Genomic DNA, 25,799 nt, shown 5'->3' with positions numbered 1-25,799 from the left:
CCACCCCGGTGAAAGCGATACAGACCGAGCGGTTCGCCGCAATGGGCACGCGGGCCGAGCTGCATCTCTTCGGCCCGGGTGATCGCGACGCGCTGCTGTCCGCACGGCGCGCGATCGAGGCCGTCGACGATGCCCTCACGATTCATCGCCCGTCGGCCACCACGATGATCAACGAATGCCTGATGGCGGGGCTGTCCTGCGTTGTCGACGACCCGGTGCTGCTCGATGCGCTGATCGAGATTGAGGCGGCTCATGCGTTGACGCGCGGCCTGTTCGATCCGGCGGCCGATATCGCCAGGCCCGGTGTGGGATGGGGTGTGATTTCCTTCGATCGGGACGCGGCCCGCATCCAGGCGTCGCGGCGCGTGGCGCTTGACCTTGGCGGGTTTGGCAAGGGCTTCGCGCTCGATCGGGCGTGCCGTGTGCTGAAAGAGGCGGGCGCCACATCCGCCTTTCTGTGCGCGGGCGAGAGTTCCATCGCGGTCGTTGGCGAACATCCGCTCGGGGGCGGCTGGCCGGTTGCGATCCCGCATCCGCTTCACCCTGATCGGTTTCTCGCGGAATTCGAGCTTCGCGATGAAGCGCTTTCGATCTCCGCGACCGTGGGCGCAGGTGCGAATGCGCCGGAGCGCGCGGCGATGATCCGCCCGACCGACGCATCCCATGTCACGGCGCCACGCTGCACGGTGGCCATCGATCGCAGCGGCGCGCGCGCCGAGGCGATGAGCACCGCGCTGCTCGTGGCCGATGACGATCAGGCCGGCCGCCTGCTCGATGGCGATCCGGCGCGCCGCTTCGTGTTCGATTTCAGCCATGAGACGACAATGCCCGTTCAACCAGGTGAGATGGCCCTGCAATGACCGACAAGGATTTCGACCTCTCGCGACGCGCCTTCCTCGACGGCGTGCTCGGGGCAACGGCTGCCGCGGGCATGACAGCTGCCGCGCCCTGGGCGATCTCCGCCGCGCAAGCCCAACCGGCGGGAAGCGACCGCGTGCGGCTGGGCGTGATCGGCACGGGCGATCGGGGCCGGACGCTGATCCGGAACATCGTCAAGACCCGCAACTGCATCGTCGCGGCGATCTGCGACAATTATGCGCCGCATCTGGCGAAGGGAAAGGCGCTGGTCTCCGCGGCCACACCCTCCTTCACCGATCATCGCGCGATGCTCGATGCCGGCGGTCTCGACGCGGTCGTCATCGCGACCCCGCTCCATGGCCACGCACGCCAGACGCTGGATGCGTTCGACGCGGGGCTGCACGTATGGTGCGAGAAGGCGATGGCGCGCACGATCGCCGATTGCGGGGCGATGGTGAAGAGGTCGCAGGATCGCCGCAAGGTGCTGCAGATCGGTCATCAGCGCATGTTCCACCCGACCTATCTGAACGCGCTGCGCCGTGTGAAGGCGGGCGAGATCGGCCCGGTCACGCAGATCCGGGCGAGCTGGCACCGCAACAACAGCTGGCGGCGTCCAGTCCCGCCCGACAGCAACGACCGGCAGATCAACTGGCGCCTGTATCGCGACAGCTCGGCGGGATTGATGACCGAGCTCGCGACGCATCAGCTCCAGATCGGCAACTGGTTCCTCGACGCGGTGCCGGCGCGCGTGATCGGATCGGGCAGCATCTGCTTCTGGAAGGACGGGCGCGAGGTCTATGACCATGTCGCGCTGGTCTTTGAGTATTCGGGCGGCCGCAAACTCGTTTACACCTCGCTCCTGAACAACGCGCGCTACGGCTGCGAGGAACAGATCCAGGGCAGCAAGGGGTCGATCGAGCCCGAGCTCGGCCGCATCTATCAGGAAGTGCCGCCCAAGGTTCTGGCGCTCCAGCGGATGCGGGAGGACGTCAAGCGCGGCCACAAGCGCGCCATTCCGATCGGCGGCGCCACCTGGTTCCCCGAGCTTCCCGTGACGACGCCGGGGGAATCGCTGGGCTGGGGCGAATATGACGAGACGATGCTCCAGTTCGAGGGCTTCGGCGAGGCGGTGCGGTCGGGCAAGCCGCTTCCCGGACTGCTGGCGCAAGCCTATCACGCGAGCGTCGCCTCGCTGCTCGGCGAACAGGCGATGGACCGCGGTGAGGCCGTGACCTGGCCGGCCGACCTCGTCACGGTTTGACGGTCGAACGATGGGCATCACCAAGAGGAGCAAGCTGTGATCGAATCCAACCGCCGCGAGCTTCTGAGCCTTCTCTCTGCGGGCGTCGCCGCCGGCTTCGCCACCGACGCGCTCGCGCAATCCGCCACCCGCGGCGATGCGCCGACCGAAGGCGCGCCGGCGCGGCCTGCGCCCGAGGCGAAGTATCGCGTGCCCTTCGCCGTGATCGGGCTGGACCACAACCATATCTACGGCATCACCGACGCCGTGATCCGCGGCGGCGGCGTGCTGACGGCCTTCTACGCAGCCGATCCCAAGCAGATCGCGATGTTCCAGAAACGCTATCCGGGCGTCCCGCTGGCCCGATCGGAAGACGAGATCATCGAGAACCGCGCCATCAAGCTGGTTTGCAGCGCGGCGATCCCCAGCCTGCGCGCCCCGCTCGGCATCCGCGTCATGCGCGCGGGCAAGGATTATCTGAGCGACAAGGCCGCCGTCGTGACGCTGCAGCAGCTGGCCGACGTCAGGCGCGCGATCAAAGAGACCGGCCGCAAATACGGGATCATGTATTCGGAGCGGCTCGAGGTGCCGGCCGCGGTGATGGCGGGCCAGCTCGTGCATGACGGCGCGATCGGCCGGGTGATCCAGACCGTCAACCTTGCGCCACACCGGCTCTCCGCGCCGAGCCGGCCCGAATGGTTCTGGGACACGGCGCGCAATGGCGGCATCCTCACCGACGTGGGCAGCCACCAGGCCGATCAGTTCGTCTATCTGACGGGCAGCAAGCGCGCCCATGTCGTCGCGTCCCAGACCGGCAATTTCAACCATGCCGAGCATCCCGAGTTCGAGGACTTCGGCGACATGGTGTTGAGCGGCGACGGCGGCACGGGTTATGTCCGGGTCGACTGGTTCACGCCGGATGGCCTTTCGACCTGGGGCGACGGCCGCCTGTTCATCCTCGGGACCGAGGGCTTTATCGAGCTGCGGAAATATGTGGACATCGCCGGGCGGCCGGGCGGGAACCATCTGTTCATCGCTGACCGGAAGGGCACGCGTTATCTCGACTGCTCAAAGGTGCCGCTGCCCTTCGGTCCGCAGTTCGTGACGGATATCGTCGAGCGCACATCGGCGGCGCAGGACCAGGAAGGTGCCTTGCTTGCCGCCGAACTCGTGCTCACCGCCGAGGCCCGCGCAACGCCGGCCAGGGCGGTCGTGAGCTAAACGGCGGCACCTTCCCGCGCCACCTGAACCGGGAGGCGTTATCTCGAACCGCTCCCAACCGCTGTGCAGCCGCCGTGCCGACCCGGGCGGGCTCCCTCGGCTCGTCGTCCCGATCGTTCGTTCCAAAGCGTGGGCGTTGACGGCGCCCTTCACACAAAGCACTTCGCAGGTGCAGCATTCTTCCCTCCGGTGCCGTCGGCTGCGGAGGGGAGGGCGACGCTCGGTCAGGGAGTACCACCATGCGAATCGTGATGATCGGATCGGGCTATGTCGGCCTGGTCTCCGGGGCGTGCTTCGCCGATTTCGGGCACCAAGTGGTGTGCGTGGACAAGGACGCGGAAAAGATCACCCGGCTGAAAGCGGGCGACATTCCGATCTACGAACCGGGGCTGGACGAACTTGTGGCGCGCAATGTCGCGGCGGGGCGGCTTTCCTTCACCACTGACCTTGCCGGGCCCGTGGGGGAAGCGGAAGTGGTGTTCATCGGCGTCGGCACGCCTGCCCGGCGCGGCGACGGTCATGCCGACCTCTCCCATGTCCATGCAGCCGCGCGCGAGATCGGCGCGGCGCTCACGGGTTTCACCGTCGTCGTCACCAAGTCCACCGTGCCGGTCGGCACCGGCGACGAGGTCGAACGGATCATTCGCGAGGTGAACCCCACGGCCGATTTCGCGGTCGCCTCCAATCCCGAGTTCCTGCGCGAGGGCGCCGCGATCGAGGACTTCAAGCGCCCCGACCGCATCGTCGTCGGCATCGAGGATGAACGCGCCCGCGCGCCGATGACCGAGGTCTATCGCCCGCTTTTCCTCAACCAGTCGCCGCTCCTCTTCACCAGCCGGCGCACCAGCGAGCTCATCAAATATGCCGCCAACGCCTTTCTGGCGATGAAGATCACCTTCATCAACGAGATCGCGGATCTGTGCGAGAGGGTCGGCGCCGATGTCCAAGCCGTCGCGCGCGGCATCGGCCTCGACAATCGTATCGGCCCGAAATTCCTGAACGCGGGACCGGGCTATGGCGGCTCCTGCTTTCCCAAGGACACGCTCGCGCTGGTCAAGACCGCGCAGGACCATGACGCGCCGATCCGCCTCGTCGAGGCGACGGTGCAGGTCAACGACCAGCGCAAGCGCGCGATGGGGCGCAGGGTGATCGCCGCAGCCGGCGGCGACGTGCGCGGCAGGACGATCGGCGTGCTCGGCCTCACCTTCAAGCCCAACACCGACGACATGCGCGATTCGCCAGCGCTTTCGATCATCCGGGCGCTCGAGGATGCCGGGGCGAAGATCCAGGCCTATGACCCCGAGGGCATGGATGCCGCGCGCGCGCTGATGCCGGACGTCACCTATGTCGAGAATGCCTATGCCGCTGCCGAGGGGGCGTCGGCGCTGGTCATCGTCACCGAGTGGGACGCCTTCCGCGCGCTCGATTTCGCGCGTCTCCGGGCTAGCATGGCGCAGCCCGTCCTGGTCGATCTGCGCAACATCTACCGCCCCGCTGAAATCGAGAAGGCAGGCTTCCGCTACTTGTCGATCGGCCGTCCAGGCGACATGCCGGCCCGGCCGGCTGACACCCGAACGCTCGTCTCCGAACTGCAATAGGGGGCGAGCCCATGGCGCATCCGGCACCAATATTGGTCACCGGCGCTGCCGGCTTTGTTGGACAGGCGGTGGCCTCCCGGCTGCTCGCGCGCGGCGAACAGGTGATCGGCCTCGACAATTTCAACGCTTATTATGATGTCGCGCTCAAGGAAGCCCGGGTTGCCCAGGTCGCCGCGGATCCGCGCTTCACAATGGTGCGGGGGGATGTGGCCGATGCCGGTCTTGTCGCGGGCCTTGTCGCGGAACACGGCATTCGCCGAATCGCCCACCTCGCCGCCCAGGCCGGGGTCCGCTACAGCATCGATCACCCGTTGACCTATGGCCATGCCAATCTCCAGGGCCACCTGTCAGTACTGGAGGCAGCGCGTCACGCGCCGGGCGGATGCGCGCATCTGGTCTATGCCTCGTCCAGCTCGGTCTATGGCGACCGGCCACTGACCGGGCAGGGCTTTCGCGAGGACGATCCCTGCGTCGCCCCCGTGTCGCTCTATGCCGCGACGAAGCGAAGCTGCGAGCTGATGAGCCAGAGCTATGCGACGCTTTACGGCCTGCCGCAGAGCGGGCTGCGCTTCTTCACCGTCTACGGCCCCTGGGGGCGCCCGGACATGGCCTATTTTGGCTTCACGCGGAAAATCCTGGCCGGCGAGACGATCGACGTGTTCGGTGAGGGGCGCATGGCGCGCGATTTCACCTTTATCGACGATATCGTCGATGGCGTGGTGGGCGTGCTCGATCGGCCGCCCCAGGCCGGCGGCCATCGTCTGCTCAACATCGGCGACAACCAGCCGGTTGGCCTGATGGAAATGATCGCTGCGCTCGAAGCCGAGCTGGGCGTCCGTGCCGCCCGGCGGATGCTGCCCATGCAGCCGGGCGACGTGACGGCGACCTTTGCGGACATCTCCGCCATCCAGCAGCTGACCGGCTATCGGCCGCAGGTCCGGCTGGCGGAGGGGCTGAAGCGCTTCGTCTTATGGTATCGCGACTATCACGGCATCGCAGCACCCGCGGCAGTCGCCTGAAGGGGGACCCTATGGCTGAACGCCCTGTCACGATCTGTGTCACCGGCCTGCGCGGCATCCCCGGCGTGATGGGAGGGATCGAGAGCCATTGCGAGGAGCTGCTGCCGCGGATCAAAGCGTCAGCGCCCGGGCTGTCGCTCACTGTCCTCGGCCGCGCGCCCTATCTGCCCGTACCCCGGCAGGCGTATCGCGGCATCGAAGTGGTGGGCGTTCCTTGCCCGCGCTCGAAGCATTTCGAGACGATCCTCTCGACCTTCGCCGCGATCCTGGAGGCGCGCCGCCGTGGGGCCGCGATCGTCCACATCCACGCCATTGGTCCGGCGCTCCTGGCGCCGCTCGCGCGATTGCTGGGGATGCGCGTGATCGTGACGCACCACGGCACCGACTATGAGCGCGCCAAATGGGGCCCCACCGCCAAGGCCGCGCTGCGCATGGGCGAGCGAATCGCATTGCGCTTCGCAACCCGCGTCATCGCGATTTCCCCGTCGCTGGCCGACAAGCTGCGGCGTGACTTTCCGAGCAGGGCTGCGCAGATTCACGATATCCCCAATGGCGCGCCGATCCTGCCCGACGAGGGCCGCGCGGAGGAAACCCTCGATCGACTGGGGATCGGCGCATCGCCCTATCTGCTGGCAGTCGGGCGGCTCGTACCCGAAAAGGCGTTGCACGATCTGATCGCCGCGCATGCGGCTTCGGCGACGCCGCGCAAGCTGGTGATCGTCGGCGGAGCGGATCATCAGGACGATTATGCGCGCGGATTGCTGTCGCAGGAGAGCGAACGGCTGATCTTCGCGGGCGTTCAGCCGCGCGCGGTTCTGCGTCACCTGTTCGAACATGCCGATCTGTTCGTCATGCCCTCCTATCATGAAGGCCTGCCGATCGCCGCGCTGGAGGCGGGAAGCTGCGGCGCGCCGATGCTGCTCAGCGATATCCGCGCGAACCGCGATCTCGGGCTCGGCGACGCGCATTATTTCCCGGTCGGTGACGTCGCGGCGCTGCGCAAGGCGATCGAACGCCCGTCCGGCGCCTATGCCGTCGATGCGGCGGGCATTCGCAGCCGCTTCAGCTGGGACAGGGCTGCAGCCGAGACCCTCGCCGTCTATCGCGAGCTGATACCGGCGCCTCGCGAGCCGCTGCTCAGGATTCCCGCACCAAGCTGACCCGCCGGCCGGCGGCGGCGGCGCCGAGCGCGTCCAGCATCGCTGCACGGTCGGCTGCTGGCAGCGCGCCCCGGACAACCAATGCTGGCCCGGCGGCGCGTATGTCGCCGCGAACCGGCCGCCAATATTCGCCATCGTGTCGCCAGCTCAGCCATCGCCAGCGGCCAGGGCCAGCCTCGCTCACCCGGAAGTCCGGCCGCCCCTCGGGCGCGGCCGCTCGCATGGGATCGGCGCCGCCCACGGCGAGGATTGGCGCTCCTGCTCCCGCGGCCAGCACGAAACGGCGGCTGAAATGACGGGACCGGTTCATGGCAATCTCCGATTCAGACTCGCGGCGAGCACGTGCGCATCGGCGCCGGGGACAGATTGTGCATCCGGCGCGGCCGGGCGAAAGGTGTAGCGCGATGAAGCGCCCGGCTGCGGCGGCGGATGCAGCCGGCAATGGTGCACTGCAGCAGTCTCCATGGTATTCCTGCCGCGGGCGATTTCGAGCCGCCACTGCTAGCGAGCGTGCATGACATCGAAACCAATCATCCTGTTCGTCATTAACTCGCTGGCCGGAGGCGGCGCGGAGCGGGTGTTGACGACGATCCTGAACGCGTCCGGTCGCTGGACCGCGCGCTACGATCTTCACCTCGCCCTGCTCGACCAGGAGCCGGCCGCCTATCATCCGCTTGCGCACGTCACGATGCACCAGCTCGATGCCCGTCACCGGCTGGGCCCGAGCATCGTCCAGCTGCGCCGCCTGGTCCGCAGGCTTCGCCCGGCCGCGACGCTCAGCTTCCTCACGCGCGCCAACGTCGCCAATGCCGTGGCGATGTTTGGCAGCGGCCGGCCCTGGCTGATCAGCGAGCGAGTCAACACCAGTGCCCATCTCGGTCATGGCCGGGCGGCGGCGGTCGCCCACGCGATGGTGCGCCTCGCCTATCCCCGCGCGACCCATGTCATCGCCGTGTCGGAGGGGGTGGTGGAGGACCTCACGCGCAATTTCGGGGTCACGCGCAGCCGGATCACCGCGATCGCCAATCCGGTGGACCATGATCGGATCACGGCGCTCGCCGCCGAACCGCCGGAGGTGGCCGTCACCGCCGATGATGTGGTGGCCGCGGGGCGCCTGGTTCCGGCCAAGAATTTCGCCATGCTCCTTACCGCCTTCGCCGCCTCGGGTGTATCCGGCCGCCTCGTCCTGATGGGCGAGGGGCCGGAACGTGCGGCGCTCGAGGCGCTGGCGCAGCAGTTGGGGATCGCCGAACGCGTCCTCATGCCCGGTTTCGTCGCCAACCCCTTCGCCGTGCTTTCGCGCGCCCGCCTGTTCGCCATGTCCTCCAATGCCGAGGGATTCCCCAACGGGCTGGTGGAGGCGATGGCGTGCGGCCTGCCGGTGATCGCGACCAACTGCGCCTCCGGCCCCTCCGAGATCCTGGCACGGACATCCCGGGAAGCAGTTGCGGGGACATGTCAGGTCGAGGCCGGCACGCTGGTGCCGGCGGGCGACGTCGACGCGTTCGCCGCGGCGCTGCGCGGCGTCTATGATTCACCCGGCCGAGCGGCGATGGGGCGCGCCGCACTGGCACGATCGCTCGACTATGGGGTCGAGCGCGCCACCATCGAATATTGGCGCCGGATCGAAGCCGTGTTGCCAACCCCGGCGGACGCGCGCGTCTCGGCCGCCACGCTAATTCCGCAATCGGAGACGATGTGATGAGGTTCGTGATCCTTCCGGCATTGCTGCTGCTCGCCGCCGGATGCACCGGCCAGAAGCCGTTGCCGGGCGGCGCGCCGCCCCCGCCGGCCCAGGCGATGCTGCTCGCGCCCGGCGACAAGCTCAAGATCGCGACCTTCGGCGAGGAATCGCTGGCGGGCGAGTTCGCGATCACCCCGGCTGGGACCATCGCCTTCCCGCTGATCGGTAGCGTGAAGGCGGCCGGCCTCGATACCGGCGCGCTTTCCCTGTCGATCCAGAATGCATTGCGCGAGGGCGGCTATGTGATCGACCCGCGCGTGTCGGTGGAGGTCGCCGCCTATCGCCCGGTCTATATCCTGGGCGAGGTGAACAAGCCGGGCGAATATCCCTATACGCAGGGGCTGACGGTGCGCGGCGCGGTCGCGAAGGCGAACGGCTTCACCTATCGCGCCAACCAGAAGCGCGTGTTCCTCAAGCGCGCCGGCGCGGCGGGCGAAGAGATGGTATCTCTGACGGCCGATCTGCTCGTGATGCCGGGCGACACGATCCGCTTTGGCGAGCGCTACTTCTGATGGCGACGCACGCCCCGCGCGTGGCGGACGCCGCCGAGTCCGCGCCCGCGCCTGCCGATGCCGAGCGGGAGACCGGGCAGCCGCACCGACGCGGCTGCCCGGTCAGCTTCGCCAAGCTCAAGGCGCTGCTGGCCTGCGACCTCTATCGCTATGCCGGGCGTGCGGATGCGGGGAGCTTCGTCCGGCACTATCTGTTTACCCCGGGCTTCAAATACACAGTGCTGATGCGCAGCTGCGGCTGGCTCAAGCTGAAGCCGGCGATGGGTTTCGGCCTCTATCCCCTGGTCAAGTGGCTGCTGCTGCGCGCCCGCTACAAATACGGGTTCGCGATTCCAGAGTATACGGTGATCGGGCCGGGCCTGTTCCTCAATCGCTTCGGCGGATTCTATATCCATGGCGACGCGGTGATCGGCTGCAACGTCAACCTCACGCACGGCACGATGCTGGGCTATATGAACCGCGGCGCGCGGGCCGGCTCGCCGGTGCTGGGCGACCGCAGCTTCCTTGGCTCGGGCGCGAAGCTGATTGGTGGCATCCGGGTGGGGGCCGAAGCTGCGATCGGCGTCAACGCGGTGGTGACGAAGGACGTGCCCGATCGCGGCGTGGCGGCTGGCATTCCCGCCAAGCTGCTCTCGCAGGCGGGATCGGACGGCTATATCAACCGGATGGCGCCGCCCGCGATGCTGGCGGCATGCGAAGGCGCCTTCGCCGATCCCGATGCGCTGAGGGCGACTGCCGCCGGAGCTACATTCCCGTAAGCGTCACGCCGAGCGAGAAGCGTGTCTTCTCGAACTCGCGCCCCGCCGACGTGCCGGTGCTCGATTGGTTGCGATGCTGGAAGCCGGCGTTCAATGCCACCCTACGGCTCAGCCGGTAGCTGGCGCTCCCGCGCAATGTCCAGCGATCGTCTTCCCGCGTCAGGTCGACATAGTCGCGCTGCTCGCGCTCCACTTCGGCGGAGAGGATGAGGTTGCGCAGCAACTCGTAGTCGGCGCGCAGGCTGGTCACCGTCTTCAGATAGCCCGCGGCGCCCAATATCCCCGTCTCGGAGACCGAGCGGTCGACGGAGGCGGTGAGCGTCAGCAGCGACGTCGCCAGATAGGCGACCTCGCCGCGCACCAGCAGCCCGTCGATGTCGCGGAAGAAGGAGTCGCGATAATCCTGCTTCAGATAGCCCGCGCGGACCGATCCGCGCATCCGCTGGCCGAGATCGAAGGTCGTGCCGAGCGCCAGCTCATAGCCCTGTGAATCGCGGGCCGGGACCAGCCCTTGGCGCTCGCGATAGTCGCGCCGGTTGAACGATGCTGCGCCGAACAGCGCGACGCTGGGGCTCAGCGCATATTCGGCGGCGCCCGTGGCGGTGATGGTGGTGCGGTCGCGGAAATCCTGATCGACCTCGATTCCCGCGGGCGTCTCGCCATCGCGATAGTCGCGGCGCTCGATATCGAAGCCGCCGCGCAGCCGCAGCCGGTTGATGCCATGGCTGATCGTGGCCGCCGCCTGACTGACAGTGAAGCGGTTGGGGCGTATCACGCCGCTCGGCGAATCGGGCGAGACGCGCTCCTCGGCGGCGCGCGCATGCGTCAGGGCAAGATCGAAACGCGTCGCCTGGCTGATCCGGTAGTCGGCGCGGCCCTCAAGGGCATAGTCGGTGACATTCTCGCTCGTGCGCCGCGCATAGCGCGTCAGATCGGCGGTGGCGTCGAGCACCAGCCTGAGATTGGGTGAGGGCCGAGTGAGCGTGAGGCGCGGGCGCACGGTCAGGAAAGCGTCGCCGACGCGTTGCGTGCGCGTCGCGAACAGATTGTCGTCATAGCCGGTGCTGGCCGCGAGCTGCGGCATCAGTTCGAGCGAGTCGAAGCGGATTGGCTCCGCTTCCCATTCGGGATGCCGCCGCTCGCGCACGGTGACATAGCGGTCGTCGGCCTCGAGCGGATCATCGGCGGTAAGCGAACCGAGCCCGCGCGTCGCATCGCCAGCCTGGGCGGCCGCAGTGCCGGCAAGCGCCGCATTTGCCGCGCAGGCAAGGAGGAACAGCTGCGCCTTCATCGCCGCACCAGCGTTACCAGAATTGGACGATGATCCGAACCCGTGGCCGGCAGCCGCCGGACGCCCGCCTTGGCCCAGTCCGGCCCGGCATAGAGCTGGTCGATCGGCAGCAGCGGCAGCTGCGCGGGCCAGCTGAACGCGGCGCGCGTCATCCGGGTCAGCGGCGCGAAGGCGGCGTCCTGTTCGCGCATCGCCGCCGACCAGGGCGTCAGGTTCATGTCGCCGCCCAGGATCAGCGCGTCGCGGTCGGTCCGAGCCAGCGCTTGCGCGAGCGAGCGCCGCTTCGCTGCCTGTGCCGCGGCGGGAAGCGGCCAGGGATAATGGGTTGTGGCGGCGACCAGCGCGCCGCCCGGTGCCGCGATCCGCGCCCACAAGAGCGGTGGGCCCATGCGGCGTCCGCGCGCGTCCTCGAGGAAATAGCCGCTTGCCAGGATTGGCCAGCGCGACAGGATCAGCAGCCCGCAGCGGTCGCCAGGGCAGGGCGTTGCATGAGGATAGGGACCACCGGGGCCGGTCATCAGGGCGCGGGTGCCGGGCGTCACCTCCTGCAGCAGCACGATATCGGCGTCCGCGTTCGCGATGGCCTTCGCGGTCGTGGGCAGGTCGCGATTCCCCTTGTAAAGATTGTGCGTCAGCACCCGGATCCGATCGCCGCCGCCAGCCGCGGCGGGGATCGGTCGCATCGCTTCATAGCCGATGGCATGGAACGCCGGGATCAGCGTCAGCAATGCCACTGCGATCCACCACCCGTGCCGCCACAGCCCGGCCGCGGCCAGCCCTGCCACCATCACGGTCAGAGAGACCGGCAGAAAGCTTGCCAGCGCGTCGAGCGGCGGGACGAACGCACCCAGCGCCGCGAGCCAGATGGCCAGCACTCCCGCCGCTGAGAGCAGGCGGCCGGCGATGCGGACCAGTGTCACGCGCGGGCGAGCAGCCGGTCGCGCAGCGCGTGGCCGCCCCGCCGCAGCGTTGGAGGCAGGATTCGCGCGGCAAGGACGAGCGCGGCGGTGCGCAGTCCCTCGGGGAGATAGACGTCGCCGGGGCGAATCGCGGTCCGGCCCGGATATTTCATCGAATAGCGCGCGTAATGGTCGATCTCCTGGTTCACCAGGCGGCGCAGCAACGCGATTTCACGGGGACTCGCGCTGTCCATCATCGCCCGCGCGGTGCCGGCCAGCATCGGCAGATCGAGCGTCGTGGTCGATTTGCTGACCTTGTTCTCCGAATCGCGATGAAAGACCGCGCTGATCCGTGGCACATATCGAAGCGGCGCGCGGCGCACGAGGCGCAGCCACAACTCCTTGTCGCCGCCGCGCACGCCCCGGTCTTCTGCGAACAGGCCGGCGTCGAGCAGCAGATCGCGCCGCACAGCGATCGCGCCCGTCCACATCGGGCATTCGCGGACCGCGAGCCAGGCCTCGAGAAAGGCGGCAAAGTCGAGCGTCACCGGCGCGCCCAGCGCCGGTGCGGTGCGCTGCGGCTGGGCGCGCCGCTCGAAGGCGTGATCGAACCGGGTCGCGATCGATCCGGCGGCCGGATCGTCAGCAATGGCTCGCGCGATATCGGCGAGATGCGTGGGGGTCCACAGATCGTCCGCATCGAGAAACGCGATCCAGTCGCCGCTGGCGGCGCGGATGCCCAAATTGCGCCCGGCATAGCCACCCGGCCCCGGCGTCGCGAGATCGAGCAGGCGAACGCGCGGATCGCTTGTCGCCGCGGCGATCTCGCGGCTGCCATCGGTCGATCCGTTGTCGATCACGATCACTTCATGCGCGGGGCAGGACTGGCCGAGCGCGCTCGCCAGCGCATCGGCGACGTGCGACGCCTTGTTGAACAGCGGGATGACCACCGAGAAACGTGGCATGCCGGTCATTCGCGCAGCGCTCCTTGTCCGCGTGCCAGACGGAAGAACTCGCCCGTCGCGACGCCCGCCAGTTCTAGAGTCAGCTTCATCACCTCGATCCTGCGGCCGATCGTCAGGCCGGGGGCGATGGCGGCCCGGCGCAGCCGCCGTGCCGTATCGACCGCCGTCACCAAGAGCACGCGGCCGAGCCGCGGCGCGGCGCGCGTACGGTCCCACCGGCCGCCGCTCAGCCGCCGCCGCTTGCGGACCAACGCCTCGCGCGTCGCACGCACGGGATGGCGCACGATCATCTCGGGGACATGGATCAGCGGATGGCCCGCCGTGCGGATGCGCAGCGCCATCTGGCGGTCGCCGCCCGATTTGAGTGATGCGTCGAATCCGCCCAGCGTGCGTAGCAGGGCGGTCCGGCTGATCCAGTTGGCGGTGGCGCAATTGCCGCGCGCGGCATGGGCCTGGGGAAAGCTGAACAGCCGCTCGTAATCGCCATAGGCGGGCGCATCGGCTTGGCCCTCGTCGAAGAGGTCGATCCGGCCCGCCAGCACGCCGAAGTCGGGATGACGCTCGGCGGCGGCGAGCGCGCGCTCCAGCCAGTCGGGGTCGGGAACGCAATCGGCATCGGTAAAGGCGATCAGCGGGGCGGCGGCGACGCCGATCGCCATATTGCGCGCGGCGTAGGAGCCGGGCGCCGGCTCGCTGAGCAGTTGCACCCCGGCAAAGCCGCGCGCGATTCCAGGCGTGGCGTCGGTCGATCCATTATCGACGACGATCACTTCATAGGCCTGGCGCGGCAGCGTCTGCGCCGCCAACGCGGCGAGGCAGCGCGCGAGCACTGCCTCACCATTCCAGACCGGTACGATGACGCTGATTTTGGGCGCCGTCACGAATCGTCACCTCGTCAGACGCTGGGGAGAGGCTGCAATCTCTCCCCGAGGTGCCCGGGGGTCAATCCTCTGCTGCACATGCGAAGGCCAACTGCCCCAAATGTTCGATGGATACCCCTTTGTCCGAGAGGTTATCGCCCGAAAGCCTCGCATCGTCGCAGCACCGGCTTGTGCTGCAGCGCAAACTAGACTTTGCCAGTGATCCGCCCCCCGATGCTCCAGCCAAGGGACGAACCGATCGTCATGCCGTCTGCTCCCGCTCGAGCGCCCGCGCCGGATGAGCCGCTAACCGAGGTGATCGTCATCTCGCTGGCGACTGCCGATGCCCGGCGTGCGGCATTCGCGGCTGGCGCCGCCGGCGCAAGCCTTTCGTGGCGCTTCCTCGACGCCTGTACCGCCCGCCCCGAATGGCTCGCGATCGACGAGGCGGCGGTGCTGCGCAACAAGGGACGGGCCCTGACGCGCGGCGAGATCGGCTGCTATGCGAGCCATTACTCGATCTGGCGCGAGATGATCGACCGCGGCACGCCCCAGGCGATCGTGCTCGAGGACGATGTCGTGGCCGACTGGGCCTATCTGGCGCGGTTGGCGGCCACGGATCTTTCGTCCGAGGGGTTCGACTATCTCCGGCTCTATGCCAAGCGGCCGACCTTCCAGCGCGTCGTGCGCAAGGACTTCCTCCAGCATTCGCGCACCGTGGTCGAGATGATCGGCCCGGCCTATGGCACGCAGGGTTATGCGATCACTCTGGCGGGCGCGCGCGTGCTGGCCGACCGGCTGCGTGTGATCGAACGGCCGGTCGATGACGCGATGGATCGGTCCTGGGCGCATGGCCTGCGGAATCTAGCGCTGTTTCCAGCCCCGTTGTTCGAGGCGGCCGTGCCTTCTGACATCGGCGCCGATCGTTTTCAGCCCAAAGTGCATCCCAGCTTCCGCAGCCTTCGCCAGCGCGGCTGGCGGCAGCTGGAGCGGCAACGGATCAGGCTGCTGAAGCTGAGGCGTCTCCTTGGACGCTGAGCTGCCCACGCGCTTCGACACCAGGCTGCGGTCGCACAGCAAGCGATCGGTGGGCTGGACGCTGCTGCGCTTCCTGTCGGATCAGTTCTTTTCCTTCGCGGTCTTCGTCGTCCTTGCGCGCATCCTCTCCCCCAGCGAGATCGGCGCGTTCGCGATCATGGCGTTCACCGCCGAGGCGTTCCGTATCCTCAGTACCGCTGGACTGGTGCAGACGATCGCGCGCGCGGATCGGCTGAGGCCGGAATTTCTCGACACCGTGTATCGCGGGCAGCAGGCGCTGGCGCTGCTGTCCGCCGTATCGATCTGCTTGCTCGCCCACCCGATCGCCCGCTGGATGGATGCGCCCTTGATCGCGGGACCGCTGATGGCGATGAGCCTCGTGCTGCCGCTCTCCACGCTCGGCACCACGCACATGGCGTTGCGGCTGCGCGAATTCGGCCACCGCACCACCGCGCTGCGATCGGTGGTGAGCGGCCTGCTCGGCGGCGTTGCGGCGGTGGCAGCGGCGCTGGCGGGCTGGGGCGTCTGGGCGCTGGTGGTGCAGCGGCTGGTTGCCGAGGCGGTGGGCGTGGTCCTGTCGCGCCGCTCCTATCAGTGGAAGCCGGGCTGGCGGTTCGACTGGTCGATCCTGCGCGCCAACCTGATGCTCAACGCCAGTCTCATCTATGTCCAGCTGGCGTTCCTGGCGACGACGCGGATCCAGGAAATGGCGATCGGCGCGGGCCTGGGTCTGGCCGCGGTGGGCATCTATCGAACCGCCTGGCGCGTCGTCGAGTTGATCGGACGGGGCGCCATCCAGCCCTTCAGCCAGGTCGCGACGCAGACCCTGGCGCGCGTCCGGAACGATCGGGCGGAGCTGATCCGTGCCTATCAGTGGATGATCGCGCGCGCCTCTGCCTTGTCCTTTCCGGCGCTGGTCGGCTTCGGCACGTTGGCGCCGACGATCGTGCCGCTGGTGTTCGGCGCGAAATGGACCGAGGCAGGCGAGCTCGCGCAGATTTTTGCGTTCATGGCGTTTCCGTTCACGCTCAACTTCTTCGCGTCGCCCTCGCTGAGCGTGCTGGGCGCGGGGCGCAGCCTGATCGGGCTATCGACGGTCCAGCTCGCCGCGAGCGGCCTGCTGACGCTCGCAGCGCTGCCATTCGGCCTGTTCGCCGTCGCCTGGTCCTATGTGGCGCGCGCCTATCTGACCGTGCCGCTCCAGATGCTGCTGCTGCGCCGCGCGTCGGGCATCGGACCGGCGACGACAATGGAGGCCATCGCGGCGCCGCTGGCGGCCTCAACCGTGATGGGCATCCTGCTGTTCGCCGGGCGCGCCCTGCTCACCGGCAGGGTCGCGGACGTCACGCTGCTCGCGCTCCTCATCCCCGCAGGCGGCGCGGTCTATGTTGTGACGCTTCTTCTCTTTTCCCCGCAATGGCGGGCCATGGTCGCCAATGCCGGCCGCAGCCTGCGAAAGGCCAAAGCATGACTTCTCCTGTCCAACCCGCTGACCAGCTCGTGCCCGAACTCGCCGGTCGCTTCGCCGCTGGCGTCGATGCTGTATTGCCGCCCGGCCCGCTCGCGCTGGTCGACTTCCCCGATCACAGCAATGTGGGGGATTCGGCGATCTGGCTCGGCGAGATGGCCTATCTGCGCGCCCGCGCGCGGCTGCCGGCCTATCACTCCGCGCTGGGCAACCACGATGACACGGCGATGCGCGCCGCGATCGGCGATGGCGCGATCCTGATCCACGGGGGCGGCAATTTCGGCACCTTGTGGCCCAGGCACGAAGCATTCCGGCTCCACCTGCTGCGCAGCCACAAGGGGCGGCCGATCGTCCAGATGCCCCAGTCGATCCATTATGCCGGTGAGGCCGGGATCGCCGAAATGGCCGGCGCGATCCGTGAGCACGGCAATTTCACGCTGCTGGTCCGCGATGCGCGTTCGCTCGCCTTTGCGCAGCGGCATTTCGATTGCCGTGTCGCGCTGTGCCCGGACGCGGCACTGATGCTCGGCCGGCAGCGACGGGCGCCGGCGCGCGTCCCGGTCATGGCCCTGCTGCGCACCGATCACGAGCGGGCAGGGAGCGAGGAGGAGGCAGTCCCCCCGGGCGTGATCGCGGACGACTGGCTGGAGGAGGATTCGCGCGAGCGCCGGCGCATCCGCCTGTCGCTACGGCTGCGCCGTCTGTTCACGCGCGATCCGCAGGCGATGCGGCTCGCCCGCCAGCAGATGCTCGCGCAATGGCGGCTGGCACGCGGCCTGGCGATGCTTTCGCAAGGCGAAGCGGTCGTGACCGATCGGCTGCACGCGCATATCCTGTCGCTGTTGCTCGATATCCCGCACGTCCTGCTCGACAACAGCTACGGCAAGGTCCGCGGTTTCGCTGAGCAGTGGACCGGCGCCTATGCCGGACTGTCGCACGCCACAACGAGAAGGGAAGCAATCGACATGGCACTCCAACTTCGCCGCCACACGGAGACCGCGCATGGGCTTGGTTGACCAACTCCGCCGGACGTATCGCCAGGCGCAGCTGAGCCCGGCGGCACGCCGCCTGGCGCGCGGCGGCATGACCTATCTCAAGCCGATCAAGCTGCTGCGCATCGAGCGGGCGCTGGAAGCGGTGGCGCGCCAGCGCGTTCCGGGCGACTATCTGGAGTTCGGCGTCGCGCTGGGAGGAACATCGGCGCTGATCGCCCCCGCCGCCCGTCGCGCGGGAGCCCGTTTCATCGGGTTCGACGTGTTCGGGATGATCCCGCCGCCCGAATCCGAGCATGACGATATCAAGTCGCGAGAACGCTATGCCAAGATCGCCGCGGGCGAGGCGCAGGGGCTCGGCGGCGATACCTATTATGGCTATCGCGACGATCTGGTCGAGCATGTCGCGGCGCTGCTGGCGCGCGAGGGTGCGCCCGTCGATGACGATCGTATCCGGCTGGTCCCGGGCCTGTTCGAGGAGAGCTGGCCGCGCATCGCCGATAACGTGACGGCAATCGCCTTTGCCCATATCGACTGCGACTGGCACGATCCGGTGCATTTCTGCCTCGAGGCGGTCGCGCCGCGGCTCTCGCCGGGCGGTGTCGTCGTGATCGACGACTATCACGACTATGAAGGTTGCCGCGTGGCCGTCGATCGCTTTCTGCGCGAGCATCGGGATTTCACGATGGAGCCCGGCGCAAATCCATTGCTGAAGCGTGTGGCAGGCGCCGCGAGCTGACCGCTTTCCGGGCGGCCGCCCGGGCTCGGTACAGGGTGTAGCCGCACAGGAAGCCATAGAGGCCGAGCCCCTCGACCTGCCACATCGGCATCGTCGCCATGTTGAGGATCAGGAAGGAGAGATGGGCGGCGACCAGCTTCAGCCGTTCGCCCCTGGCGCGCCAGGCGGCGCGCAGCATCACCCCCCACAGCAGCAGCACGGCCGCCACGCCCGCCAGCCCCAGTTCGTAGAGCATCGCGACCAGCGTGTTGTGCGGATAGACCTTGAACAGCCCTTCCCAGCTGCCCGGCCCGAAGCCGAGCAGATATTGCCACGGCGCACCTTCCGCCCAGGCGTAGAGATAGCCGCTCCAGATATAGGCGCGCGCCGACATGATCTGGCGCTCGGCAATCGTGAACTCGCGCGGCGGCTTGATGAAACTGCCGGGATCATGCAGCAGCACGGCAAGGTCGACGAAGCGATCGCCGTAGAGGATTCCCGCCGTCGCGATGGCGGCCACGGCCAGGACGCCGCCGGCCGTCGCCACCAGCATCCGCTGCTCGCGCCGGACGCTCCGCGCCATCCCCACCCAGAAGGTCGCGGCGGCAAGCGGCGCGAGCGCGAGGATCGCGGTGCGGTAGCCCGCCAGCTGGATTCCCACCAGGATCCAGAGGAGGAGCAGGAAGCGCAGCAGCGGCGTTGCCGTGCGCGCGAAGCAGGCGACGACGAAGCCGGCGAACAGCGCGACCGAGAAGGCGCCCTCATGATTATATCCACCGATCCATACCAGTCCGTCGCCGGCTTCGGATCCCTTGGGCAGGTTCAGGAGAAGCGAAAGCGCCTGGAACACCAGCAGCGGCAGGAACGCAACCAGCAGCCAGCTCACCATCCGCTCGCTGGGATCGCGGCGCAACGCCTGGAAGGTCGCGAGCGTGATGACGATGAAATAGGCGTATTTGACGACCGCATCGAGCGCAGCCTTGGGATCGCCGTTGAGGATTGCGCTTGTCAGTGCGAGCAGGATCAGCAGCCAGACCGGCACCAGCTGGCGCATGGCGAGGTTGGCCGGCCGGACGATCAGGGCCAGGCCGATGCCGGTCACCAGGATCGACAATAGCGCATTGCCCGAAAGTCCCCCGGGGAGCGGGCGGAACATGTAGAGGTGATAGGCCCCGGCGATGTAGCGCAGCCATAGCGCGGCCAATACGAAGCGCGCCGGCGCGTTGCCGATGCGGCTGAGCCCGAGCCACAGCGGGATCGCCAGCAGCAGCGTGACCGGAATAAGGATCCCGAGCCCGAAGGCCGGTCCGAAGCTGGAAGCGCCGGATTCCATCATTCGCGCTCAATCTTGGTGATAGCTGCGATACTCGTGGAAATAGCCGGCCGCGCTGGCCCGTTCACGCAGATCGACCAGCGTGAGGACCACGCCCAGGACGTTCGCGTGAACGTCGTCGAGCTGCTTCAACGCGAGCGTCGCGGACTTGGCCATCGTCTTGCGCCAGCGCATGAGGAACACCACGCCATCGGCCAGGCTGGCCGTGACTCGCGCCTCGTCGGCCGCAAGCACCGGCGGCGTGTCGATCAGGATCAGGTCATAGCGTTCGCGCAGCTGTTGCAGCAGCGCGGCCAGCGCTTGCGCATCGACCGGCGCGCCGTCTCCATCGGAGCGCTGCGGCAGCAGATGTGCGCCGGTCGCGCGATCCTCGACCAATGCCCTGGACAGCTCGGCTTTTCCGGCGAGCACATCGGCAAGGCCGATCGCGGCCGATCCGGCGAACTCGCGGGTCGCCGCGCGGCGCCGCGAATCGCCGTCGATCAGCAATGTCCGCGTTCCCGACAGAGCGGCCGACCGCCACAGGGCGATGGTGCTGGTCGTCTTGCCTTCGTCGGGTACGGCCGAGGTGATCGCGATGACGCGGCTGGTGAGGTTGGGCGTGGCGGAAAGGATCGAGGTTCGCAGCGACCGGAAGGATTCGGAGAACACGGATTGCGGCCGCTGCACGACGAGCTCGATCGGCGGCGCCGGAAGGCCGGTCTTGCGATAGCCGGGCAGGGACTTCGCGTCCGGGATCATCCCCAGCGATGCGAAGCCCAGCCGCCGCTCGACCGCCTCGCCGTTTGTGATCCCGCCTTCGAGCATCTGGAGCAGCAGGACGAGCAGCGCGGCGACGCTCATTCCGCCTGCCAGGCCCGCCGCCAGATAGAGCAGCAGATTGGGCGAGGTCGGCGCGCCCGGGACGCGCGCTTTCGCGATCACGTTGGAATCGCTGCGCTCGAGCCCCGCTTGGGCGACCGTCTGGCGATAGCGATCGAGGAACGACTGATAGAGGGTCCGCGCCGATTCGGCGTTGCGCTCGAGCTCGTTGAGCCGGACCGTCGCCGAATTGTCGCTGGCGAGCTTGCCTTCCGCACGCGCGATCGATCCCTCGAGCGAGGCGGCGCGCTGGCTGGCGATATTGGCCTGGATCGTGGTGTTGGCGACGATGCGGCCGACTTCTGCACGGATCTGCGCGTCGGTATCCGCCTGGGCTTTCAGCGCCTGGCGCAGCTGGGGGTGCTGCGGACCGTAACGCGTCTGGAGCGAGGCGACGTCACGCCCGATCTGGGCGCGCTGCGAGCGGAGCTGGCTCACCACCGGCGAATCGAGCGATTCGCCCAGCTCCTCGCCGCTTCGTCCCCGGCGCAGCTGCGCGCGCGCGGTGCTGAGCCGTGCCTGGGCAGCGGCATTCTCCGCCTGCGCCTGCGCGAGCTGGGTCGAGAGGTTTGAGATCTCCTCCTGGCTGACCGTGCTCGCCTTGGACACGGCGAAGAGGCTGGTCTCAGCGCGATAGTCGGCGACGGCGCGCTCGGCCGCGAGCACCTGGCCGCGCAGATTGTTGAGCTGCCCTTCGAGGAAGCGGGTCGCGCGGCCAGTGGCGCCCGACTTCGAATCGACCTGCTGTGCGACATATTGCTCGACCACCGTGTTCGCGATCCGCGCGGCCTTGACGGGATCGCGATGCTCGAAGGCGACGCTGATGGCATAGGACAGGCCGTCGCGTTTCACGTCGAGGTTGCCCAGCACGGCGCCGATCGCCCGCTGGCGTGCCACGGGATCGGCACGGACATTGGGGGAGGGCGTCGCATCATCGGCGAGCACGCTGTTGAAGTCCGGATCGCTATCGAGCCGCAGCACATCGACGACGCGCCCGATCAGCTCGGGCGAGCGGAGTATCTCGACTTCGGTATCGACCGCCGCCGAATCGGGGTCGACCGTGGGGATCACCTGATCGACATTGATGACTCGTTCCGAAGTGCGGTCGAGCGCGACTTGCGCAATCGCCGTGTAGCGCGGTTCGGCCGCCACATAGGCGGACAGTGCGAGCACCACGCCGACCGCGACTGCGACGGCGATGATCAGCGCGCGACGCCGGAGGATGCCGGCGATCGCCCGGACGTCGATCAGCGCCCCTTGATCGACGTCGGGCTCCGCCATTTCGGGACGAATCGGGGCGCGGCGGCCGGCGCGTGCATCCATAGGTTCAGTACCGGGCCATGAAATCGCGCAGCGCCGGCGCGATTTCGCGCTGCTCCATCGCAAATGCGACCGTGGCGGTGACGAAGCCGGACTTGTCGCCGCAATCGAACCGTCGGCCCTGGAAGGTGACCCCGTGGAAGGCCTGGCGTCCGATCAGCTGCGCCATCGCGTCGGTCAGCTGGATTTCGCCGCCGGCCCCTTCTTCTTGGTTCGCGAGGATGTCCATCACCTCGGGTTGCAGGATATAGCGGCCGATGATCCCCAGATTGGACGGCGCCTCGGCCGGATCCGGCTTTTCGACCAGCCCCTTCACCTCGGTGAGCACGCCGTCGCGCGTGCCGGGAGTGATGATGCCGTATTTGCGGGTGTCGGCGGGCGCGATCTCTTCAGCGCAGATCAGGTTGCCGCCGACCTTGGCATAGGCTTCGACCATCTGCCGCAGGCAACCCGGGCTACCCTGCATCAGGTCGTCGGGCAGAAGCACCGCGAAGGGCTCGTCGCCGATCACGCGGCGCGCGCACCACACGGCATGGCCAAGGCCCAAGGGCTGCTGCTGCCGAATGAACAGGAAGTCGCCCGGCGTAGCGAGCGTGCCTTCCAAGATGTCGATCGACTTGCCGCGATGCTCCATCGTGGTTTCGAGTTCGAACGCATGGTCGAAATGATCCTCGATCACGCTCTTGCCGCGGCTGGTGACGAAGATCAGCTGCTCGATTCCGGCCTCGCGCGCCTCATCGACGGCATATTGGATCAGTGGCCGGTCGACGATCGGCAGCATTTCCTTTGGCATCGCCTTCGTCGCGGGAAGAAAGCGTGTGCCGAGTCCGCCAACGGGCAGTATCGCCTTGCGTACAGGTTTCATTGCTCGATGATCCTCCCTGATCGATGCGGCGCCCTTCGCAACCGCGGAAAATCAAGTGCCTTGATGTGAGCCGCTACGCTGCGTTGCAGCAAGCGCTTGTCGCCGAAACGTGCCCGGCACGAGCCCCGCCGCTAGAGCTGTGGCGGCGCGCCTGCGAATTGGACGCCGCCCACCGCCTTGCCACCCCCGCGCGAGCGGGTAAGCGGCGTGCCCGGGGGCACGGTGATGTCGTGACTCTCGACGAAGATCCGGGCCGATCCGTCATGGATGTCGAAGATCGGCCAGCCCCGCTCGCTGCGTACGATCAGGTGCTGGATGCGAATCACCAGCGGCGGGGCGCCTGCCGTCTTGGAGGCCATCAGCGAGATATGGTTGGTATCGCCGGTCCCGCCGAGCTTGGCGGGATCGATGCTGGTGAGGCGCGTGGCGGTGATGTCCGACCACAAACGGTAATTGCGGGCATTGCGTCCGGCGACGCAGTCGTCGAGCACCGTGCCGCTCGATTTGAGGTCGAAACCCCCGTCGCTGTTATCCCAGGCTTCACAGCTGGCGAAGTGGATATTGCGGTTGCCGCGCTCGGTCGAAAAGCCGTCGCCGTTCCAATATTTGTTCGCCCGCCGTTGCCAGCGGAAGCCGCGCATCACGCAACGCTCGAACCGGAAATCATTTGCCGTGCCGTCGAGCGCGATTCCCACGGGCAGGTCGGTCGCGCCGGTCGTCATCACGCCCTCCGCCGTGATGTTGCGAAACCGTCCGCCGCGGCTGGCGTAACGCATGCGGGCAAAGCCGCGGCGCAGGCCCGTCGCGCGCACATCGGCCACGAGCAGCTGCTCGCACGAAGCCTTGCCGCCGCCGCTCGCACTGTTCTCGATCACCCGATAGCCGCCGGTCACCTCGACATCGCTGATCTCCACATTGTTCACGGGCGAATCGAACACGAACAGGCCGTTGCCCACGTCGTGCGCGCGGACCGTGCGATACGCGCTGCCGCTCCGCACGCGATAGACGGGCTCGCCATCCGCTGCGATCAGGATGGGGGAGCGCGGGGGGCTGGGCATTGCGTCCATCTACTTGAGATGGCGTGCTGCGCCACGCTGATGCGACGAGAGCGCCGGGGCGTGCGGCAGCCCGTTCCCGGACGAGCGGCCGACCCGTTTTGCGACCGGCAGGATTGCGTCAAGAGGGTTTTACTCCTCTGCTCATCTCGGCTATAGCTCGTCTTGTCTTAAGCAAGAGATCGACATTGGAGAGGATGGACGTGTTCGTGGACGATCCGATCGTTCCGTTGGCGCAGCGTCAGGATTTGTCGCCGCCCGCGGCGCACGACGATGATCCCATCGAGCGAATCATTCGCGGCTTGTCGCGGCTGGCCGGCTATGTTGCGCTGGCGGCAGCTGCGGGCGGGGTGCTGTTCTTCCTTCTTCGCTGATCGTGTACGCGTCGCCGCGATGAGCCGGTGCTTGCGGATGAATGCGCGATCCCTGCTCCGCGACAAACACGTCGTCGGGCGGAGCAAACGGTCAGTCGCTAATAGGCGCTGACGGCCGGTGCCGCGGGTTGCATTTTGCACCGCAATATAAATATCCCTTGGGGGCCGCCCGGACAGCTGTCCTAGCCAAAGGGATCCCGCCAACGATGGACGCATCTACGCACGGAGAGTTCATCGCCCCGCGTGTGCGATCGAAACGTCTCCAGCGCATACAGCTCTATCTCGAGCTGTTGGCGCTGGATTGCGTGGCGATCGTCTCGGCATTCCTGATCTCCAGCGGCGTCGGCGGTGACACGAATGTGTTCGACGGCTGGCAGCTCGCCCTGATGGCGCTGATTGGCTATCTGGGCTTCGCGCTGGCAGCCGATGTCTATAGCGCGACCAACTTCACCGATCCGCGCGCCAGTCTCAGGCGCTCGGTCTCGGCTCTTCTCTATGCGCTGGTGGCGATGGTGTTCTTCACCTATGTCGCGCATGCCAGCCAGCAGATCTCGCGGCTCGCCTTTGGTTTCGGCGCGGTGCTGGCCCTCGCTTTCCTGGTCACCGGCCGCGCTCTGTTCGTCCGCGTCGCGCTTCGCCGTCTCGAGGGGTCGCTGCTCAACGAACTGGTGATCTGCGATGGCATGGAGACGCCGCCGCTTCCCATTCCCCATCGGCTGAACGCCCGCGCATTGCGGCTCAGCCCCGATCTCGACGACCCCGAGATGCTCGATCGTATCGGCCGGCACCTTCGCGGATTCGATCGGGTGGTGGTGTCGTGCCCGCCCGAGCGGCGCGACGCCTGGACCCTGCTCCTGCGCGGCGCGAACATCGACGGCGAATTCCTGCTGAGCGACCGGATGGTGGCCGATGTCATGGCCCTGGGCCGGGTCGGGTCCTACGCCACGCACATCGTGTCGCGCGGGCCGCTCAGCACCAGCAACCGCGCCGCCAAGCGCTGTCTTGACCTTGCGATCACGGTGCCGGCGATCCTCCTGCTCACCCCATTGCTGCTGATCGTGGCGCTGGCGGTCAAGCTCGACAGCCCGGGGCCGGTCTTCTTCAACCAGTTGCGCGTGGGCCGCGGCAATCAGCTGTTCCGCATCTACAAGTTCCGAACGATGCGGACCGAGCAGAGCGACCATTCCGGCACGCGGTCGGCGAGCCGCGACGATGACCGCATCACGCGGGTCGGCCGTTTCCTGCGCCGGACCAGCATCGACGAACTGCCACAGCTCTTCAACGTTCTCGAGGGTGACATGAGCCTGGTCGGCCCGCGGCCGCACGCCCTGGGCTCGCTGGCCGGCGACAAGCTGTTCTGGCAGATCGACCAGCGCTACTGGCTCCGTCATGCGCTGAAACCAGGCATCACCGGCCTCGCCCAGGTGCGCGGCTTTCGCGGCGCGACCGAAAGCGAAGCGGATCTCGAGGACAGGCTGGCAGCCGACCTCGAATATCTCCAGGACTGGTCGATATGGCGCGAGATCAGCATCCTCGTTTCGACCGCGATGGTGGTCGTACATCGCAAGGCCTTCTGACTGGAGGACCGGCTTGAAGCCGCGGTTCTCGCGGCCATCGCTGCCTGGAGCTGGCGCGCGACGTATTCCTGCC

The 25,799-nt window shown here is 67.7% G+C and carries 24 protein-coding genes; 15 read left to right on the top strand and 9 right to left on the bottom strand.

Going from position 1 to position 25,799, the window contains the following annotated elements:
* The first annotated feature begins 8 nt into the window (after window positions 1–8).
* From OK349_RS09400 to OK349_RS09375, 6 genes are all read left to right on the top strand, one after another.
* Window positions 9–860 carry an FAD:protein FMN transferase gene (locus tag OK349_RS09400; RefSeq protein WP_265117553.1) on the top strand — a complete coding sequence of 284 codons (852 nt, stop codon included), beginning with the start codon at window positions 9–11 and terminating at the stop codon, window positions 858–860.
* Window positions 857–2,119, top strand: a complete 1,263-nt coding sequence (locus tag OK349_RS09395; RefSeq protein WP_265117552.1) for a Gfo/Idh/MocA family protein — start codon at window positions 857–859, stop codon at window positions 2,117–2,119. Before OK349_RS09400 ends, OK349_RS09395 begins: the two co-directional genes overlap by 4 nt.
* Before the next feature lie 36 nt (window positions 2,120–2,155).
* Entirely contained in the window at window positions 2,156–3,319 is a 1,164-nt protein-coding gene (locus OK349_RS09390) for a Gfo/Idh/MocA family protein (RefSeq protein WP_265117551.1), read from the top strand.
* A 239-nt stretch (window positions 3,320–3,558) separates the two neighbouring features.
* Window positions 3,559–4,917, top strand: coding sequence for a UDP-glucose dehydrogenase family protein (locus OK349_RS09385; protein ID WP_265117550.1), 1,359 nt, complete (start codon window positions 3,559–3,561; stop codon window positions 4,915–4,917).
* A gap of 11 nt (window positions 4,918–4,928) precedes the next feature.
* Window positions 4,929–5,936, top strand: a complete 1,008-nt coding sequence (locus tag OK349_RS09380; protein WP_265117549.1) for an NAD-dependent epimerase/dehydratase family protein — start codon at window positions 4,929–4,931, stop codon at window positions 5,934–5,936.
* An 11-nt stretch (window positions 5,937–5,947) separates the two neighbouring features.
* On the top strand, window positions 5,948–7,096 hold the full coding sequence (locus OK349_RS09375) for a glycosyltransferase family 4 protein (protein ID WP_265117548.1): 1,149 nt from the start codon (window positions 5,948–5,950) through the stop codon (window positions 7,094–7,096).
* Here OK349_RS09375 and OK349_RS09370 read toward each other — a convergent pair.
* Window positions 7,074–7,406 (bottom strand): hypothetical protein, encoded by a 333-nt coding sequence (locus OK349_RS09370; RefSeq protein WP_265117547.1) that lies wholly within the window; start codon window positions 7,404–7,406, stop codon window positions 7,074–7,076. The genes OK349_RS09375 and OK349_RS09370 overlap by 23 nt on opposite strands.
* 204 nt (window positions 7,407–7,610) lie before the next feature.
* Between OK349_RS09370 and OK349_RS09365 the strand changes: the two genes are divergently transcribed.
* The 3 genes from OK349_RS09365 to OK349_RS09355 are packed head-to-tail and all read left to right on the top strand — an operon-like array spanning window position 7,611 to window position 10,110.
* On the top strand, window positions 7,611–8,798 hold the full coding sequence (locus OK349_RS09365) for a glycosyltransferase (protein WP_265117546.1): 1,188 nt from the start codon (window positions 7,611–7,613) through the stop codon (window positions 8,796–8,798).
* Window positions 8,798–9,352 carry a polysaccharide biosynthesis/export family protein gene (locus OK349_RS09360; RefSeq protein ID WP_265117545.1) on the top strand — a complete coding sequence of 185 codons (555 nt, stop codon included), beginning with the start codon at window positions 8,798–8,800 and terminating at the stop codon, window positions 9,350–9,352. The genes OK349_RS09365 and OK349_RS09360 overlap by 1 nt, the downstream gene beginning before the upstream one ends.
* Window positions 9,352–10,110, top strand: a complete 759-nt coding sequence (locus tag OK349_RS09355; RefSeq protein WP_265117544.1) for a serine acetyltransferase — start codon at window positions 9,352–9,354, stop codon at window positions 10,108–10,110. Before OK349_RS09360 ends, OK349_RS09355 begins: the two co-directional genes overlap by 1 nt.
* Here the strand turns inward: OK349_RS09355 and OK349_RS09350 are convergent.
* Genes OK349_RS09350 through OK349_RS09335 form a run of 4 tightly spaced genes read right to left on the bottom strand, consistent with a single transcriptional unit; the run spans window position 10,097 to window position 14,146 of the window.
* Entirely contained in the window at window positions 10,097–11,401 is a 1,305-nt protein-coding gene (locus OK349_RS09350) for an outer membrane beta-barrel protein (protein ID WP_265117543.1), read from the bottom strand. The genes OK349_RS09355 and OK349_RS09350 overlap by 14 nt on opposite strands.
* Window positions 11,398–12,321, bottom strand: a complete 924-nt coding sequence (locus OK349_RS09345) for an endonuclease/exonuclease/phosphatase family protein (protein WP_265117542.1) — start codon at window positions 12,319–12,321, stop codon at window positions 11,398–11,400. Before OK349_RS09345 ends, OK349_RS09350 begins: the two co-directional genes overlap by 4 nt.
* The gene (locus OK349_RS09340; RefSeq protein ID WP_265117541.1) at window positions 12,318–13,274 is read right to left on the bottom strand and encodes a glycosyltransferase family 2 protein; all 957 of its coding nucleotides are present in this window, start codon (window positions 13,272–13,274) and stop codon (window positions 12,318–12,320) included. The genes OK349_RS09345 and OK349_RS09340 overlap by 4 nt, the downstream gene beginning before the upstream one ends.
* Window positions 13,271–14,146 carry a glycosyltransferase family 2 protein gene (locus OK349_RS09335; RefSeq protein ID WP_265117540.1) on the bottom strand — a complete coding sequence of 292 codons (876 nt, stop codon included), beginning with the start codon at window positions 14,144–14,146 and terminating at the stop codon, window positions 13,271–13,273. The genes OK349_RS09340 and OK349_RS09335 overlap by 4 nt, the downstream gene beginning before the upstream one ends.
* 213 nt (window positions 14,147–14,359) lie before the next feature.
* Between OK349_RS09335 and OK349_RS09330 the strand changes: the two genes are divergently transcribed.
* The 4 genes from OK349_RS09330 to OK349_RS09315 are packed head-to-tail and all read left to right on the top strand — an operon-like array spanning window position 14,360 to window position 18,362.
* On the top strand, window positions 14,360–15,163 hold the full coding sequence (locus OK349_RS09330) for a glycosyltransferase family 25 protein (protein WP_265117539.1): 804 nt from the start codon (window positions 14,360–14,362) through the stop codon (window positions 15,161–15,163).
* Window positions 15,153–16,634, top strand: coding sequence for an oligosaccharide flippase family protein (locus tag OK349_RS09325; protein ID WP_265117538.1), 1,482 nt, complete (start codon window positions 15,153–15,155; stop codon window positions 16,632–16,634). The genes OK349_RS09330 and OK349_RS09325 overlap by 11 nt, the downstream gene beginning before the upstream one ends.
* Window positions 16,631–17,647, top strand: coding sequence for a polysaccharide pyruvyl transferase family protein (locus OK349_RS09320; protein WP_265117537.1), 1,017 nt, complete (start codon window positions 16,631–16,633; stop codon window positions 17,645–17,647). Before OK349_RS09325 ends, OK349_RS09320 begins: the two co-directional genes overlap by 4 nt.
* Entirely contained in the window at window positions 17,634–18,362 is a 729-nt protein-coding gene (locus OK349_RS09315; protein WP_265117536.1) for a TylF/MycF/NovP-related O-methyltransferase, read from the top strand. The genes OK349_RS09320 and OK349_RS09315 overlap by 14 nt, the downstream gene beginning before the upstream one ends.
* Here the strand turns inward: OK349_RS09315 and OK349_RS09310 are convergent.
* The 4 genes from OK349_RS09310 to OK349_RS09295 form a co-directional block, all read right to left on the bottom strand.
* Window positions 18,304–19,677, bottom strand: a complete 1,374-nt coding sequence (locus OK349_RS09310; protein ID WP_265117535.1) for a hypothetical protein — start codon at window positions 19,675–19,677, stop codon at window positions 18,304–18,306. The two genes, OK349_RS09315 and OK349_RS09310, sit on opposite strands and share 59 nt — an antisense overlap.
* Window positions 19,678–19,683: 6 nt before the next feature.
* Window positions 19,684–21,816: a GumC family protein gene (locus OK349_RS09305; RefSeq protein ID WP_265117534.1), complete on the bottom strand. Its 2,133-nt coding sequence runs from the start codon at window positions 21,814–21,816 to the stop codon at window positions 19,684–19,686.
* A gap of 46 nt (window positions 21,817–21,862) precedes the next feature.
* Window positions 21,863–22,720 carry a UTP--glucose-1-phosphate uridylyltransferase GalU gene (gene galU, locus OK349_RS09300; protein ID WP_265117533.1) on the bottom strand — a complete coding sequence of 286 codons (858 nt, stop codon included), beginning with the start codon at window positions 22,718–22,720 and terminating at the stop codon, window positions 21,863–21,865.
* A gap of 131 nt (window positions 22,721–22,851) precedes the next feature.
* Window positions 22,852–23,787, bottom strand: a complete 936-nt coding sequence (locus OK349_RS09295; RefSeq protein ID WP_265117532.1) for a hypothetical protein — start codon at window positions 23,785–23,787, stop codon at window positions 22,852–22,854.
* A gap of 197 nt (window positions 23,788–23,984) precedes the next feature.
* On the opposite strand from OK349_RS09295, the gene OK349_RS09290 reads away from it, so the two are divergent.
* On the top strand, window positions 23,985–24,149 hold the full coding sequence (locus OK349_RS09290) for a hypothetical protein (protein WP_265117531.1): 165 nt from the start codon (window positions 23,985–23,987) through the stop codon (window positions 24,147–24,149).
* A gap of 206 nt (window positions 24,150–24,355) precedes the next feature.
* The gene (locus tag OK349_RS09285; RefSeq protein ID WP_265117530.1) at window positions 24,356–25,726 is read left to right on the top strand and encodes an exopolysaccharide biosynthesis polyprenyl glycosylphosphotransferase; all 1,371 of its coding nucleotides are present in this window, start codon (window positions 24,356–24,358) and stop codon (window positions 25,724–25,726) included.
* The last annotated feature ends 73 nt before the right edge of the window (window positions 25,727–25,799 follow it).

It is taken from the genome of Sphingomonas sp. BT-65, from assembly GCF_026107375.2.
Taxonomy (GTDB): Bacteria; Pseudomonadota; Alphaproteobacteria; order Sphingomonadales; family Sphingomonadaceae; genus Sphingomonas.
Note: the sequence above shows the minus strand (reverse complement) of the source record. Positions and strands in the feature narration are given on the sequence as shown.